The organism is Jeotgalicoccus halotolerans (assembly GCF_003387165.1).
GTDB lineage: Bacteria > Bacillota > Bacilli > Staphylococcales > Salinicoccaceae > Jeotgalicoccus > Jeotgalicoccus halotolerans.
The window spans coordinates 66,077-80,486 of the sequence record NZ_QUMW01000001.1 but is presented as its reverse complement, the minus strand read 5'-3'; the positions used below and the strand labels follow the sequence as shown (position 1 = coordinate 80,486).

General features: G+C 41.9%; 16 protein-coding genes. 4 read left to right on the top strand and 12 right to left on the bottom strand.

The features are described from left to right. Positions 1–125: 125 nt before the first annotated feature. From hpf to DFR63_RS00465, 4 genes are read right to left on the bottom strand one after another with little or no spacing between them, the layout of a single operon-like run. On the bottom strand, positions 126–686 hold the full coding sequence (hpf, locus tag DFR63_RS00480; protein ID WP_115883822.1) for a ribosome hibernation-promoting factor, HPF/YfiA family: 561 nt from the start codon (positions 684–686) through the stop codon (positions 126–128). A 44-nt stretch (positions 687–730) separates the two neighbouring features. After that, positions 731–1,414 (bottom strand): ComF family protein, encoded by a 684-nt coding sequence (locus tag DFR63_RS00475; RefSeq protein ID WP_115883821.1) that lies wholly within the window; start codon positions 1,412–1,414, stop codon positions 731–733. Further along, positions 1,411–2,655, bottom strand: a complete 1,245-nt coding sequence (locus tag DFR63_RS00470; protein ID WP_115883820.1) for a DEAD/DEAH box helicase family protein — start codon at positions 2,653–2,655, stop codon at positions 1,411–1,413. Before DFR63_RS00470 ends, DFR63_RS00475 begins: the two co-directional genes overlap by 4 nt. A gap of 56 nt (positions 2,656–2,711) precedes the next feature. Then, a complete protein-coding gene (locus DFR63_RS00465; RefSeq protein WP_115883819.1) occupies positions 2,712–3,584 on the bottom strand; it encodes a DegV family protein in 873 nt (290 codons plus the stop codon). A gap of 77 nt (positions 3,585–3,661) precedes the next feature. On the opposite strand from DFR63_RS00465, the gene DFR63_RS00460 reads away from it, so the two are divergent. Next, a complete protein-coding gene (locus tag DFR63_RS00460; protein WP_115883818.1) occupies positions 3,662–4,291 on the top strand; it encodes a YigZ family protein in 630 nt (209 codons plus the stop codon). On the opposite strand, the gene DFR63_RS00455 is transcribed toward DFR63_RS00460, so the two are convergent. Beyond that, positions 4,292–5,341, bottom strand: coding sequence for a glycosyltransferase family 4 protein (locus tag DFR63_RS00455; RefSeq protein ID WP_115883827.1), 1,050 nt, complete (start codon positions 5,339–5,341; stop codon positions 4,292–4,294). 144 nt (positions 5,342–5,485) lie between these two features. On the opposite strand from DFR63_RS00455, the gene DFR63_RS00450 reads away from it, so the two are divergent. After that, positions 5,486–6,535, top strand: a complete 1,050-nt coding sequence (locus DFR63_RS00450) for a GGDEF domain-containing protein (RefSeq protein WP_115883817.1) — start codon at positions 5,486–5,488, stop codon at positions 6,533–6,535. Between the two features lie 27 nt (positions 6,536–6,562). Here DFR63_RS00450 and ytxJ read toward each other — a convergent pair whose 3' ends face one another. Further along, positions 6,563–6,883, bottom strand: coding sequence for a bacillithiol system redox-active protein YtxJ (ytxJ, locus tag DFR63_RS00445; RefSeq protein ID WP_115883816.1), 321 nt, complete (start codon positions 6,881–6,883; stop codon positions 6,563–6,565). A gap of 106 nt (positions 6,884–6,989) precedes the next feature. Here ytxJ and DFR63_RS00440 point away from each other — a divergent pair, with 106 nt between their 5' ends. After that, a complete protein-coding gene (locus DFR63_RS00440; RefSeq protein ID WP_115883815.1) occupies positions 6,990–7,241 on the top strand; it encodes a hypothetical protein in 252 nt (83 codons plus the stop codon). A 5-nt stretch (positions 7,242–7,246) separates the two neighbouring features. Here the strand turns inward: DFR63_RS00440 and DFR63_RS00435 are convergent, their stop codons facing one another. Further along, positions 7,247–8,143: an EMYY motif lipoprotein gene (locus DFR63_RS00435; protein ID WP_115883814.1), complete on the bottom strand. Its 897-nt coding sequence runs from the start codon at positions 8,141–8,143 to the stop codon at positions 7,247–7,249. Positions 8,144–8,274: 131 nt separating this feature from the next. On the opposite strand from DFR63_RS00435, the gene murB reads away from it, so the two are divergent. Then, positions 8,275–9,198 (top strand): UDP-N-acetylmuramate dehydrogenase, encoded by a 924-nt coding sequence (gene murB / locus DFR63_RS00430; RefSeq protein WP_115883813.1) that lies wholly within the window; start codon positions 8,275–8,277, stop codon positions 9,196–9,198. 399 nt (positions 9,199–9,597) lie between these two features. On the opposite strand, the gene DFR63_RS00425 is transcribed toward murB, so the two are convergent. The 5 genes from DFR63_RS00425 to DFR63_RS00405 form a co-directional block, all read right to left on the bottom strand. Beyond that, complete coding sequence (locus DFR63_RS00425) at positions 9,598–10,737, bottom strand: siderophore ABC transporter substrate-binding protein (protein WP_115883812.1); 1,140 nt, start codon at positions 10,735–10,737, stop codon at positions 9,598–9,600. Between the two features lie 108 nt (positions 10,738–10,845). After that, a complete protein-coding gene (locus DFR63_RS00420) occupies positions 10,846–11,661 on the bottom strand; it encodes an iron ABC transporter ATP-binding protein (protein ID WP_115883811.1) in 816 nt (271 codons plus the stop codon). Beyond that, positions 11,658–12,611, bottom strand: coding sequence for an iron chelate uptake ABC transporter family permease subunit (locus tag DFR63_RS00415; protein WP_115883810.1), 954 nt, complete (start codon positions 12,609–12,611; stop codon positions 11,658–11,660). The genes DFR63_RS00420 and DFR63_RS00415 overlap by 4 nt, the downstream gene beginning before the upstream one ends. Then, positions 12,604–13,569: an ABC transporter permease gene (locus DFR63_RS00410; protein ID WP_115883809.1), complete on the bottom strand. Its 966-nt coding sequence runs from the start codon at positions 13,567–13,569 to the stop codon at positions 12,604–12,606. The genes DFR63_RS00415 and DFR63_RS00410 overlap by 8 nt, the downstream gene beginning before the upstream one ends. Before the next feature lie 146 nt (positions 13,570–13,715). Next, positions 13,716–14,387 (bottom strand): SDR family NAD(P)-dependent oxidoreductase, encoded by a 672-nt coding sequence (locus DFR63_RS00405; RefSeq protein ID WP_115883808.1) that lies wholly within the window; start codon positions 14,385–14,387, stop codon positions 13,716–13,718. Positions 14,388–14,410 lie beyond the last annotated feature (23 nt).

Below are 14,410 nucleotides of genomic sequence, written 5' to 3'. Positions count from 1 at the left end.
AGATACCCGCATAAAAAAACGCACACGACAATCGTCGTGTGCGACCAAAATACTATTTTGTTTTTTTACCTGTCTACTTGACAGGGAGCAGTTCAACCGCCGTCAGGGTTTTAAGCAATTTGACATTAATTTGTTTCGATTAAGCCGTATTTACCGTCTTTACGACGGTAAACAATGCTGGTACCATCAGTTTCTCTATCATTAAAGACAAAGAAATCGTGACCGAGCATATTCATCTGCAGAACTGCTTCTTCAGAATCCATCGGTTTTAAAGTGAATTCTTTAGAACGGAAAATTGCAATCTCGTCACCATTCTCATTGTCTTCTTGTGCGCCGTTTTCGAACGCTGATGCATTGAAGAAATCGGCCTCAGGGTTTTTCTCTCTGAATTTGCGGTTGATCTTAGTTTTATGCTTGCGGATTTGTCTTTCCAGCTTGTCAATTACTAAATCGACAGCAGCATAAAGATCATCGTGTCCTTCCTCAGCACGCAGCGTTAAATCTTTCATAGGAATCGTAATTTCAACCTTGCCCCGTTTGTTATTACGTACCTTGATGTTTACGTGTGCATGAGTGTTTGGTACATCGTTGAAGTAACGTTCAAGCTTACCGACTTTTTCCTCGATGTGATCGCGGATTGCGTCTGTTACTTCAATGTTTTCGCCTCTGATTTCAACTCTAATCATGATGAGCCCTCCTTATAAGTACCTTGTTTCTTATCTTCATTATATCAAATGTGCTGAGTTTTTGAAAACGTAAACACATCAATATTCTGAAAATTTATATCTTTGATGACATCAGCCGCCTGATGCACTGTAATGCCAGTCGTATAAATGTCATCGGCTATAAGTACACTCTTACCCGATAAGCTCATATCTTTAACATTTTCCAGTAAATAAAATGGATTTGTGCTGCTCAGCCGTTCATGTTTTAAAAGTTCCGACTGTCTTTTCATCTTGCCTGTTCCGAGCATATTCGTATAAGTCACACCGGCTGCTCTCATAACAGCTGATGTCTGGTTATAAGTCCGCTCTTTCAGCCGGGCACTCGACACAGGTATCGGCACGACATAATCGTAACATTTAAAATTAAATGAAATAAGCAGAGCCAGCACTTCACTGAGTGCATAATCTTTCACAAATTTATAACGGTGCATCAGCATTTTAATCTCTTCATTATAATCTGTCGCCGTATATATTTTATTCACAGCGGGATAAAGATCTATGAGAACGTGACAGTCCGCGCAGATATCCGCTTTTTTTCTTACAAGCTGATGGCATCGGCCGCACCTTTCTCCCGGATACTTAAAACTCAAGGCAGCACGGCATGTTAAACATAAGGGCTCATTTTTTGTAAACAGCGTAATCAGTGTTATTTCTTCTTTAATAACGTCATGGCAGTATAGACATCTCAAAGTGCCGTCCTCCCTTTGTTAAATTGACTGATGGCGGCAAGGGTGCCTCGGATACCAGAAGTATTAAAATCCGTTATAAGAGAAATATTTCCTGTCGGATCTTTTGGTTTACGTCCGACGCGCCCGCATATCTGGATTAAACTTGCACTGTCGAACCGGTGCGCGTCGATCACGATTACATCCAGATATAAAAACGTTACTCCGCGTTCTAAAATAGTAGTCGTCAAGAGTATGTCAAGTTCCCCGTCGCGCATCAGCTGCACTTTTTCATACCGTCCAGCATCACCGCTGTAGACCGATTCTAAACGGCTGTATTTCTTTTTCAGAATCTCAGCAGCTGTTTTCATCATAGTAATATCCGGAAAAAAGACCAGTACTTTTCTGCCTGCTTTAATAATATTATCGAGCAGTTCCGTAAGTTTCGGCGGGATCCGCTTCTTCTTTATATACTTACTGGAGTTCTGCCAGATAACTTTCGGCAAAGCTAAATCGTAACCGTGATAGCGGCGTGCGATTGTAACAACATTGTCTTTTCCGGCAAGCAACTTCATTTCCGCTGTGGGCGTTGCTGTCATCAGAATAATCGATGCATCTTCCGCTGCCGCCCGTTTAACTGTTTCCATTAAAAGCGGTTCTTCCGGCAGCGGAAAGGCGTCGACTTCGTCGATAATAATCACATCGTAATGATCGATGCAGTTAAACAGCTGGTGCACGGTACAGACGGTAAACATATGAGAGAATACCGATTTGACGCCGCTGTACATTAAATCAATCCGCACTCCTTTAAAAGCATCGGCGAGTCTTAAATAAACTTCCTTCACAACATCGATTCTCGGCGATACGAAAGCCACATTCAAACCGCTGTTCCGTGCATATTTTATCCCTTCAAATGTTATTTCGGTTTTCCCTGCGCCGGTCACTGCGTACAAAAGAAGATTGTGATTATTTTTAATTGCATCAAGCAGTCTCGTACTCGCCGCCTGCTGCACATCATTCAGTTCAAAATCTAGAGCGTAGTCAATATTGTCTCGCTGCCTGACAGTCTCATATCCGTACAGCGGATTAAGAGAATCCGACCGTCCGAGTGCTATACAGTGAAGACAGTAAGTAATATCTGTCTCATCATATGAAGAGTAATACGTATAAAACAAATCTTTTTCCCGGTTGCCGCAGCGGAAACATCTGTTATCTTTTACTCCCGCTTTGAACATAAGGTCTGGAGCGCCGTGTTTTAAAATCATAATATTCCCCCAAGAAAAAACCGCAGCCTGAATAAGCTGCGGTTTAAAATATATTATTACAAGCCTGTAACATCTACTTTATACGTAGTGAAGCCGATGCCGAGCGCACCCTCCCCTAAATGCGTACCGACCACCGGACCGAATTCCTGCATGACAAATTTAACCTGCGGGAATTTTTCTTCCAATTCCATTTTATAGCGTGCTCCAAGTTCTTCTGCATTGGCGTGAATGACACACGCTGTCAGTTCTTTGCCTTCGTGCTTGTCAAATTCAGCCTGCAGCATTTCTTCAATTTTCAGCATCGCTTTTTTCTGCGTTCTGATTTTTTCGATAGCGACTATTTTACCTTCCTGAAATTCCAGAATAGGCTTAATTTTCAAAAGTCCGCCGATAAAGGCCTGGGCATTCGACAACCGGCCGCCCTTCTGCAGATTTGTCAGTGTATCGACCAGGAAGAAGGCGTTCATGCTGTGCTTCTTTTTCATATCATTCACATCAGCCAGCACTTCTTGAAGCGGCTTTGATGCAAGATTCTGCGCCGCATAGAGAGCTAAAAAACCTAGCGGTGCAGCTGCAATTTCAGAGTCAACGACGTGTACGTTAATACCGTCGACACTTGCAGCCGCTGCCCGTGCATTCTGGCATGTGCCGCTGATTCCAGCAGACAGATGAAAACTGATAACATCGGTGTAGCCCTCCCGGTACAGCGATTCCAAAAGCAAAATATAATCCCCGATTGAAGGCTGGCTCGTTGTCGGGAGTTCTTCCAGTGCGGCCATTTCGGCATAATACCATTTATTATCTATTTCGTTTTCTTTAAAAGTCTTATCGCCGACTACTACATTTAAGGGAATTGTAAATATATTATGTTCAGCTAAAATTTTCTCTGATAAATAACTTGTCGAATCTACGACCACCGCAACTTTCATATGCGTCTCCTCCAATTCATCTCGTAACTATTCTACTACATATCGAACATATGATAAACTGTTACGGAGGTGTTTTTATGGAACAAAAATACATGAATTACAAAAGTGCGGAAACTGAAATCGTTATTAAAAAGTCCCGGTTTTTATCGTTTATAAAACGGACTGAATCTGAAGAAGAAGCGAAAGCTTTTATAGCGGAAGTCAAGAAGGAGCATAAAACAGCTACACATAACTGCAGCGCTTACATCATCGGTAAAAGCGCTCTGATCCAAAAGGCGGATGATGACGGTGAGCCTCAGGGTACAGCTGGGGTGCCGATTCTCGAAGTGCTGAAAAAAGAAGAGCTTTACAATGCGGCTGTGGTCGTCACCCGCTACTTCGGCGGAATTAAGCTCGGTGCCGGCGGTTTAATACGCGCGTATTCAAAAGGCGCATCGAGCGCGGTCAAGGAAGCAGGGAAAGTTGTGGAGGTTCCGGTTGTGCCGCTCACTGTGACCCTCGATTATACTTTTACGAGCAAGTTCGAACATTATCTCGAAAACTCAGAAGCCGCAATCGTTTCGCAGAACTACACGGATAAGGTGAGCTATGTGCTGCACGTCAAAGAAAAAGGTGTCGACGCAATCATCAACACCTTAAAAGAAATTACCAGCACCAGTTTCGATTATGAAGAAGGCGACATTATCATCGCTGAAGAAACAGTCTGATTATGGAATTTTGTTAAATACTTTCTGGAAAAAATTCAGTATTGGACGGCGGTTTGAACCGATTAGATTAGTTGCTTCAACTACTATGTTCATCGTAAACAAGAGCAGGATACCGATAATTACCGCGCCCGGCACGGTTGCGAGATACATAATCACGCCGCCGATAGCGAACAAGAGCGCAATAAAGTAAATCAGCACGACGGTCTCCCTGTGAGAAAAGCCGAGCTGCTGCACTCTGTGGTGCAGGTGATTTTTATCTGCCCTCATAACAGACACGCCTTCTCTGTACCGCCTGACTGCCGCGAAGAAAATATCCATAAACGGCACCCCGAGTATAATAATCGGGAAAAACAGTGAGATAAATGTAATGTTCTTAAAACCGATAATCGACAGCACACCGATAATATAGCCTAGCATCATTGCCCCGTTATCACCGAGAAAAGTTTTTGCCGGGTGAAAGTTGTAAGGCAGAAATCCGAGACATGCACCAAGCAGGATGACACAAAGCATCATGACGAAAATGTTCTGCTGGAAAATCGTTATTACAGCGATACTTGCCAGTGCAATAATAACAACCCCTGTTGCAAGACCGTCGAGACCGTCGATCAGGTTAATCGCGTTTATAATCGCGGCAAGCCAAATAACAGTGACCAGGATTGAAAAGACACCAAAGTTAATTTCAAAGCCGAAAGGTGTAATCGTATCGATAATAATACCGTATGAAATCGGTACTGCGATGGCGACGAGCTGGCCGAGGAACTTAATGAACGGCTTCAGATCATACTTATCGTCAATTACCCCGATCAGGCAGATTACCACTGCACCGATAATGATCGGTTTATATTCAGTTTCGACAGGCTGAGCAAACAGCGTTACGATTGTAAAGCTCAGCAGAATCGCCACACCGCCGAGATAAGGCATCGGCACTTTATGCACTTTGCGGTAGTTCGGGTAATCTACAAACCCGAAACGCTTCGCAATGTATATAAAAAGCGGCACTATTAATAAAGATATCGCGAACGATATACATAAAATAAATAAAGTATACATATTCTCACCCGTATTTTTAATCCAATTAAATATACCATATTCAGTATAAAAAGTTCTCTTTTTAAAGAATCTGATGATAATTTTCCTAAATGAATAAATCATTGTATAATGAAGGTATTAATTCATCCGGTCAGGAGGCATGCTATGTTCATCGATTTTTTATTAAATATCGCTTTAATTATAAGCGGTATATACCTCTTTTACCGTATTCAATTTTTCGAAGAAAAAAAGATTGTGGAAACAGGTTTGTTTCAGTTGCTTTTAATGACAACATTATCAATTTTGTCGCTGCTCGTGCCGATCAGCACTTCAGAGGGTGAATTTGCGCTGTTTTTTATCCCGCTGTTAATTCTCGCAGCATATAATACATTTTACTACGGCCTGATGTCGGCCGCTGTCGTATATTTTTTCTATCATTTTATTTTTAATCACAGTATTTCGCCCTACATCGTATTTATCGTACTCTATATGCTGTTTTTGATGGTCGTGCCTTTTATCCGTAAAATAACGCACACAAGTTTAGTTGTAACAAACATTATCTTCACATCTTTATATATCATCATTCTAAACCAATTCTTCTACAATATATCATTAATGACAAGTATAATACTACTTGTTGTAACATCGCTGATTATATTTGTTGCTCATATGATGTATGAAGATATTAACATGATATACAGATTGAACAAACGCATCGATGATGATGAATTTATCGACCATCTGACACAGCTCGGAAATGTGAAATCGCTCGATAAATTAGTCGACGAACACTTTGAAAATGACGATACGCTGAGCCTGCTCCTGATTGATATTGACAGTTTTAAATCGTATAACGACAAGCACAGTTATGATTCCGGCGATAAGATTATCAGCCAGATGGCGTCGCTGTTAAAAAATTACGTGCCGACAGGAGGTCATCTGTTTAGAAACAGCGGCGAGGAATTCGCTATGGTCATTCCCAATCTGTCCTTCGATAAAACAGTCCGTCTCGGCGAAGCAATCCGCAACAGTGTTGAATATTCCAAGTTCCACATAAATGAAATCGACACGGTTAACGCGACAGTTTCAATCGGCGTCGGTTATAAAGATACTGCGGGAGCGACCAAGCGCGATCTGTTAAAAGAAGCAGAAGGCGCCTTGTTCGAAGCGAAAAAACTGGGACAAAACAGAGTAATGTTTGCCCCAATCGGATAATAAAAAAACGAGCTCCGGCTCGTTTTTTTAATCTTCCACACTCGACAGAGTGCTCAATGTTATTTTGCTGTGCGAATCATGCCACTTTACTTTTCCTCCGGAGAAATAAAATGCCTGCGGTGATTCGTGTTTTATTTCGTAAGTTTCAGAGATATAGTCAGATAAATCCCGGTGGTCCTGAACGATTAAATAATAGCCGTCCATGTCTCTTTCATAATGGAATTTTTGAAATTCTTCAAAAGCCGACGCAGATATCGGGCAAGTATTGCTGTGTTTTAAAAAATAAAATTCATTTTTATTTTTAATTAGATTTTGAAATGCATCTATATTGGTTATTTTAGTTAACATTTCATCACACCTTTCATTAACTTTATATAATTTATCACTTATTTTAAAATATAGCAAATCGGTTTCTCGACATATGATATAATGCAACTGTACTGGAGGTTTACTTATGACTAAAAAATTAAAGCGCTGGACTTTCCTGGATTCGCTGAACGCGATTCTGTTTATCGTTGTTGTACTGTTCTTTTTAGACTTTGAAAACAACAATTTAATGTCCTGGATACTGCTTGCAGTCTTTCTGTTCTGGCTTGTTACTGTAGTGCTCCGAAATGTAATGATTTCAAAAATCGAAAAAGACCCGCAGCATCCTTTACATAATCTGCAGACTGGTAAAGAGACAGACGAAAACGTAAAAAAATGAGACTCCTAGCGGGCCTCATTTTTTTTATTTTCAAGTTCTTCCCGGAATTGGCTGTCGAGCGTCGCTGCTGTTTCTACGAGAGGCAGCACATTTTGCAATGACACTTCCTGCAGATTTTCAACCGAAGCCATAACATTTTTGCGTTCTTCAAAATACGTCCGGTAGTTATAATACATTTCGAGTGAAATCGTGCGGGCCCGGGTCGCTTTGCCGGTAGAGATATTCAGTGCATTCAGCGCTTCGATGTGATCGTCCAGCATAGGCAGCAGAATATCGTTTGCATACTGCTCTTTTTCTTCTGCGCTCTTTTCATTATGGAAAGCTGTGGAGTGCTTATCCAGTTCTTCGCTGTTCTCATTCAGCACTTCAATCAGCTTGTTCATTTCTTCGGTTTCTTCGGCACTGTCTGCTGATTCGATAATATTATCGCGTTCTTCCTGATGAGTAATAAAAGACTGGCTGAGAGAGACCAGCTGTGAATTGGAATCAATCGATAAAGCATACGAATTTAAAAATGAAGACATCTGAGATGTAAAATCCTGCTTCACGCTGATGCTTTCCCTCAAAATGCCATGCAGTTCCTCGAGCTCGCTGTTTGGCACTTCGACACTGTCAAGCTCTTCGGTGAGGCTGTCTGCAAGCGGCACGAGTGTTTCATCGACTTCAGTTTTTAAATTCTGCAGATATTCTATATCCACTTCTTCATCGCCATAGTACATTGCTTGAAGTTTATCTAAGTTCATATTATTAACGGTCTCATTAAATTCATTATTCAGTCCTGTAAGCTTGTCTGTACTTTCTTCATAAGTATGTAAATCAGCTTCCAGATTATTCCCGCATGCCGAAAGCATTACTGCAAGCAGCAGGATCAGCGGATAGAAGGTCAGCGATTTGCCATTCATATAAGAACCTCGCTTTATGAAAAATTTTCTTTCTTTTAATACGCTACATTATAACATATATTATGTTAGTTTAAATTTATCCTTATTTAAACTATAATATATATTAAGTATGCTTTGAGAGGAAAATTAATGTGAATAACACGCAGCTTGACCAGGAGCTTAAAAAACTATTAACGTCATCGGTAATTAAAATTGATGAACCATTATATAAATATACTTATACTGAAACAGGGGGAGCCGCGGATGTGTATGTTGAAGCGGGGACTGTTGAAGATACAGCCGCTGTTATCGCTTTTGCCAATAAGAATAATATCCCCGTAACCTATCTTGGCAACGGTTCGAATATTATTATTCGCGACGGCGGCATACGCGGCATCGTCGTCAGTCTTTTAAAACTGAACGATATTCGAGTGGAAGGCCGCACGCTCGTCGCTGAAAGCGGCGCAGCGATTATCGATGCATCGAGACTTGCACTGCAGCATGAACTCTCGGGGCTTGAATTCGCCTGCGGCATTCCAGGATCGGTCGGCGGCGCTGTTTATATGAATGCGGGCGCTTACGGCGGCGAGGTGAAAGACTGCCTGATTCAGGTGACTGCCATTAATGAAAGCGGCGATTTCGTGAAGCTGACACTCGAGGAACTTGAACTCGGCTACCGGACTAGCCGCGTTCAGACAGAACATCTCGTTGTCGTTTCAGCAGAGTTCGAACTCTCTGAAGAAAAAAACTACGATGAAATTAAAGCCGTTATGGACGATTTGACGGAAAAACGCGAATCAAAACAGCCGCTTGAATATCCATCATGCGGCAGCGTCTTCCAGCGCCCGCCCGGCAATTTTGCAGGCAAGCTGATTCAGGATGCGGGCTTGCAGGGATACCGCATCGGCGGCGTCGAAGTATCAAAAAAACACGCCGGGTTTATGGTTAACGTCGACGGCGGTACAGCGGGAGACTACGAAGCATTAATCGAACATGTACAAAACACAATCCAGGATCAATTCGGTGTTGTGCTTCACCGCGAAGTACGCATTATCGGAGATAATCTGGAAAAATAAATTATATTTTGGTTTACCGGCCGGCGAATATTGAATTCGCCGGCCTTTTTGTTGGCATTTTATCATTTTATAACACTGCCGAGTCATTGTGACTTCCACAATGAACCGACAGAAGCATTACCGGGTCATTGTCAATTCTACAATGACCCTACAGAGGCGTTACCGAGTCACTGTCAATTCTACAATGACTCGACAGAAGCATTACCGGGTCACTGTCAATTCTACAATGACCCGACAGAGGCGTTACCGGGTCACTGTCAATTCTACAATGACCCGACAGAAGTATTACCGAGTCACTGTCACTTCCACAATCAATCAGCTGACAAGAAAAAAATAACCGCGGCAATATAAAAAAGCCGAAAACCTCGCGGGTTTCCGGCTTCATATCATATTAAATTATTATTCTGCTGTTGCTGCGTCTACTGCTTCATTAATCTCTTGAACTTGAGCTAATGCTGTTAAGTAACCGCCTGCGTTTAAGTACCAGTTTTGAGGGTTTAATTCGTAAACGTTGTCGTTTTCAATTGCGTCAACGTCTGAAGTCACTTCATTCACTAGTACGTCTGTTGATGTTGCATCTTCGCCTGCAGATACTGCTGCACCGCGGTCCATTAATAAAATCAGAGCCGGGTTTGTTTCTGCGATAAACTCATAGCTGATTTCATTACCGTGGCTGTCTGTTGCTTCTTCCGATTCTTCCTGTTCACCAGCTGAAGTGAATCCGAAGTCATTGTAAAGGAAGTCGTAACGTCCGCCGACACCGTGGAACGATAAGTTACCGCCGTTAGTCTGAACGAAAAGCATCGGTAATTCTGCAGCTGTTACTTTCTCATTAACTTCAGAAAGCTGTGCATCCAAGTCATCTACAAGTTCCTGTGCTTTATCTTCTACATCGTACATCTTACCGATAAACATCGTCATTTCTTTAACATCTTCGAAGTAATTTGAATTGTCTGCTGCAACGTAAATAATTTCCGCGTTTGGCGCCGCTTTTTCAAGTTCGCCTACTACGTTTGAATTTGACTGGCGCCCGTGAATCATAATGATTTCAGGGTCAAGTGCGGCTAATGCTTCATAGTCCGGCTCTTTCAATCCGCCAAGGTTTACGTAATCTTCGTCTGATTCATATACATCTGAAATAGTGTTTCCAAGTGAAGCGTTGTTCTCACCTTTTGGAAGTCCCATAATGTTTTCTTCAAGGTCAAGTGCTGCGAACGTAGAAGCAACCCCCAGGTCAAAAATGACAACTTTGTCAGAGTTCTTTGGAAGCTCTACAGTTTCGTCAATTTGCGTTCCTTGTCCTTCTTCCCCGCGTTCGCCGGTTCCGATTTCGAATTGGTTTTCATAAGCAATTGTGTCAGCAGATTCATCTTCTGAAGACTCGTCGTCAGCAGTCTCTTCTCCCGCTGATTCTTCTGTTGATGTTTCCTCTGATGCATTGTCTTCTGTTGATGCTTCTTCTTCTGAACCGCCGCTGCACGCCGCAAGTACCAGGATTACTGCCATAGTAAGCATTAAGTATAATTTCTTAAATTCCATCTCTCTATTCTCCTCTTAATATGTTTTTTAGCCCCCACTAAAAAAATACTGCGCTACTTACTGAACACATTCGAATGCCGGAACCTCACCTCCTTTAATGCCGGCAGTTTAAGCGTTGCCGATTAAGTAGTTTGCTGCGAGTTCTGTTGAATCTCCTTCGATAACACCATCGAAGTAGAAACAAATTCTGTGTCCGCAAATTGATTCTATATTTATTTCCATTTCATAGATGCCTTCAAGAACTTCTTTCGTAATTACTTCGTTCGCTGTACCGCTGACTGCGATTTTACCGTCTTTCAAGGCAACGATATTATCCGAGTAGCATGAGGCAAAGTTAATATCGTGAATAACGATTATAATTGTTTTGTTTTTGTCGCGGCACAATCTGCGTAAAATCTGCATAATCTGCACCGAATGTTTCATATCCAGATTATTCAGAGGCTCATCCAGGAAGATATATTCCGTATCCTGTGCAATAGTCATTGCGATATACGCACGCTGGCGCTGACCGCCTGACAGTTCATCTATATAGCGTTCTTCAAATTCCTTCAGCCCCATATAGCTGATTGCTTCGTCGATGATTTCTTCATCCTGATCAGTCAGTCTGCCTTTTGAATACGGGAAACGTCCGAAAGAAATTAATTCTCTCACTGTAATTTTCAGTTCGAGGTGATTCGCCTGTTTTAAGATCGTGATTTTTTTTGCGAGTTCACCATGCGGCTGAGTGAAAATATTATCGCCCTCAAGCAAAACTTCTCCGCTATTTTTATCGAGTAAACGTGTAATCATTGAAATGACTGTACTTTTACCGGCGCCGTTTGGTCCAATAAGTGAAGTAATCTTACCTTTCTCTATATCAATTGAGACGTCATCTACGACGGTTTTACTGCCGTATTTCTTAGTGATTCCCTTGACACTAATCATGTACGATTCCTCCTAAGCATTAAGTAAATGAAATAAATTCCACCTACTAAGTTAATAATAACACTTAATTCAATGTTATTCCCGAATACGAACTGAACGACCATCTGTCCGATAACCAGCGTAATAATGCTGACCAGTGCTGTGCCGACTATCAGATAGGAATGTCTGAATGTTTTTAAAAGCTCGTGCGCCAGGTTGACAACGAGCAGCCCGAGAAACATTATCGGTCCGACAAGCGCTGTCGATACCGACACAAGTATCGCTACAATAATTAAAAGAGCCGATACTTTACGGTCGTAATTAATCCCGAGGTTTAAAGCGTGGTCACGGCCTAGGGACAGAACGTCCAGTGCATGAAAGTCTTTAAAGACGAATATCAGCATAACGATAACGATAATTCCAGTAATTCCGAGCAGTGATTCATCGATTGCGTTAAATGAACCGAACAGGGTTCCCTGCAGGATTGAAAAATCTTCCGGACTGATTAAAATCTGCATGAAAGTCGATAAATTCCCGAAGAAGGTACCGAGTATAATACCGATTAAGAGCAGCAGGAAGATGTTATTTTTCGTTACTTTAAACAGAAATTTAAAAACGAATAGTGTAAACAGTACGAGTATGCCCATACTTAAAAAGTAGTTGTACTGAGAGTTTAACAAGAGCGGCGAGCTCACGCCCGCTAAAAATACAATAGCTGTCTGAATGAAGGTATAAACCGAATCCAGACCCATAATCGACGGTGTTAAAATTCTGTTTTTAACAATCGTCTGGAAAATCACTGTTGAAACAGCGATTGCCACCGCTACGATTATAATAGCAAGTATCCGCTTAAACCTCGACGGCAGCTGATAAAAATAAATATCCGGATTCAATCCGTAAAACGTATAAAATGCGAGCAGGCCGACTGATAACAAGGCCAGCAGCAGGATTACTTTAGTGTTCTTATGCATGCTTAACCCTCCTGAAGATGAGGATTAAGAATATTGCACTGCCGATTGTCGCAATCATCAGACCGACTGAGACTTCATAAGGCGCAATGATAATGCGGCCGAGAATATCGCAGATCATAACGAAGATTGCACCGGTCACTGCTGTAATAACGAGCGTCCCCTTCAGATGATCTCCCCGGAATATCGATACGATATTCGGAACGATTAATCCGAGGAACGGAAGCATACCGACTGAAACAACAACAATCGCCGTCATTGCAGCAGTTAAAAACAGCCCAATGTTAACGATAAGCTTATAGTTCATTCCGAGGTTCGTCGAAAAATCTTCTCCCATACCTGCCACAGTAAACTGGGCAGCGTAGAGAAAGACGACGATAAAGAGCGGAATACTGATGTACAGTATTTCATATGTTCCTGATATCAGCGTAGAGAAGCTGCCGTGCATCCAGCCGGAAATAGCCTGAAGCATATCCGCCCGGAGTGCTAGAAATGTAGAGACACTCGCGATAACGCCGCCGAGCATCATCCCGATAAGCGGAACAAATATAACGTCTTTAAATTTAATGCGGGTAATAATGCTCATGAAGAGCATCGTTCCAAGCAGTGCCAGTGCAACCGCAAAAAACAATCTGCCCATCATGCTGATATGCGGGAAAAATATTAACCCGAGTAAAATACCCAGCTGTGCCCATTCTGTCGTTCCTGCTGTCGTTGGAGATACGAACTTATTGCGTGTCAGCTGCTGCATCACGAGCCCGCATACTGCGAGTGATGCACCTGCAATGATGATTGACACGGTCCGCGGCATGCGGCTATGTATAAGTATAGACATCTGGTTATCAGATAAACTGAAGATGTCCGATATATGAATTTGGCTGACTCCGACAAACATAGAGATTATTGATAAAACGAGCAGTAGGAAAATTAAAATATCTATTCTAAACAACTTTTGTATCATGGCTTCCCACCTTAATTGAAAATGATTATCATTGATAACCATACATGCATTATACACCGGCCTATTTTACAATTCAAACTCTTTCTGCATAAGAATTGCTTATTATAAAAATAAGCCGCCCGGGAGGCGGCTTAACTCTTTAAAATTTAACTGATAATAATAGTTTCCCCGGTTGGTATATCTTTATCGTGATCTAAGATTGCTTTAATTTTTTTAATTGCTTTGTGATTCGCACGTTCTTCTTCTGTTGTTTTATATGTCGGGCGGTAGCTGAGTGCATAGACGTCAACATCCTCGCGTCGCAGCTCTACCGATGTAGAATGCGTCAGCGCTTCAATCGCCCCTGTGACCGTGTAGTATAAGTTGCGTTCGAAAACTTCTTCAAATGCCGGCTCTATCACGTTAATAATTTTAGCGTCATTTTCGACTTTTAATAAGGGACGAAGGGTGCGGATTCCAAGGTATGTTCCCCACACATGTTCGTACATCACGTCGCTGAATTCATTAAAACTGATGTTGTACACCGTTTTATCATCGGTAAAAATTGAGTGTACTAAAATAATACCGTTCAGCGATTCGTAGTTTTCTTCAATTTCATCTACGATATCCAGCCAGTCAATTTCCTTGGACTGTTCCAGCAGTACAATTTCGTGCTGGCCCGGTGTACCCTCAAGCGAAGCATACACTTCTTCCAATTCACTATACTCTAATCCCGCCAGTATAATATTCGCATTATGCTGAGCCAATTCCAGCGCAGTTTCTCTGCCGAGCGAAGTCGCTGCACCTGACACGATATAAGTTTTATTTGTTAAATCCATAATATCCTCCTAGAATTGCCCGT

Bases quoted from the DNA above. Each gene is read 5' to 3' on its own strand.
- DFR63_RS00405 (WP_115883808.1), bottom strand. From the start codon at position 14,387: ATGGATTTAACAAATAAAACTTATATCGTGTCAGGTGCAGCGACTTCG.
- DFR63_RS00440 (WP_115883815.1), top strand. From the start codon at position 6,990: ATGACTAAAAAATTAAAGCGCTGGACTTTCCTGGATTCGCTGAACGCG.
- ytxJ (WP_115883816.1), bottom strand. From the start codon at position 6,883: ATGTTAACTAAAATAACCAATATAGATGCATTTCAAAATCTAATTAAA.
- DFR63_RS00415 (WP_115883810.1), bottom strand. From the start codon at position 12,611: ATGCATAAGAACACTAAAGTAATCCTGCTGCTGGCCTTGTTATCAGTC.
- DFR63_RS00410 (WP_115883809.1), bottom strand. From the start codon at position 13,569: ATGATACAAAAGTTGTTTAGAATAGATATTTTAATTTTCCTACTGCTC.
- DFR63_RS00460 (WP_115883818.1), top strand. From the start codon at position 3,662: ATGGAACAAAAATACATGAATTACAAAAGTGCGGAAACTGAAATCGTT.
- DFR63_RS00435 (WP_115883814.1), bottom strand. From the start codon at position 8,143: ATGAATGGCAAATCGCTGACCTTCTATCCGCTGATCCTGCTGCTTGCA.
- DFR63_RS00450 (WP_115883817.1), top strand. From the start codon at position 5,486: ATGTTCATCGATTTTTTATTAAATATCGCTTTAATTATAAGCGGTATA.
- DFR63_RS00455 (WP_115883827.1), bottom strand. From the start codon at position 5,341: ATGTATACTTTATTTATTTTATGTATATCGTTCGCGATATCTTTATTA.
- DFR63_RS00465 (WP_115883819.1), bottom strand. From the start codon at position 3,584: ATGAAAGTTGCGGTGGTCGTAGATTCGACAAGTTATTTATCAGAGAAA.
- DFR63_RS00420 (WP_115883811.1), bottom strand. From the start codon at position 11,661: ATGATTAGTGTCAAGGGAATCACTAAGAAATACGGCAGTAAAACCGTC.
- DFR63_RS00470 (WP_115883820.1), bottom strand. From the start codon at position 2,655: ATGATTTTAAAACACGGCGCTCCAGACCTTATGTTCAAAGCGGGAGTA.
- hpf (WP_115883822.1), bottom strand. From the start codon at position 686: ATGATTAGAGTTGAAATCAGAGGCGAAAACATTGAAGTAACAGACGCA.
- DFR63_RS00425 (WP_115883812.1), bottom strand. From the start codon at position 10,737: ATGGAATTTAAGAAATTATACTTAATGCTTACTATGGCAGTAATCCTG.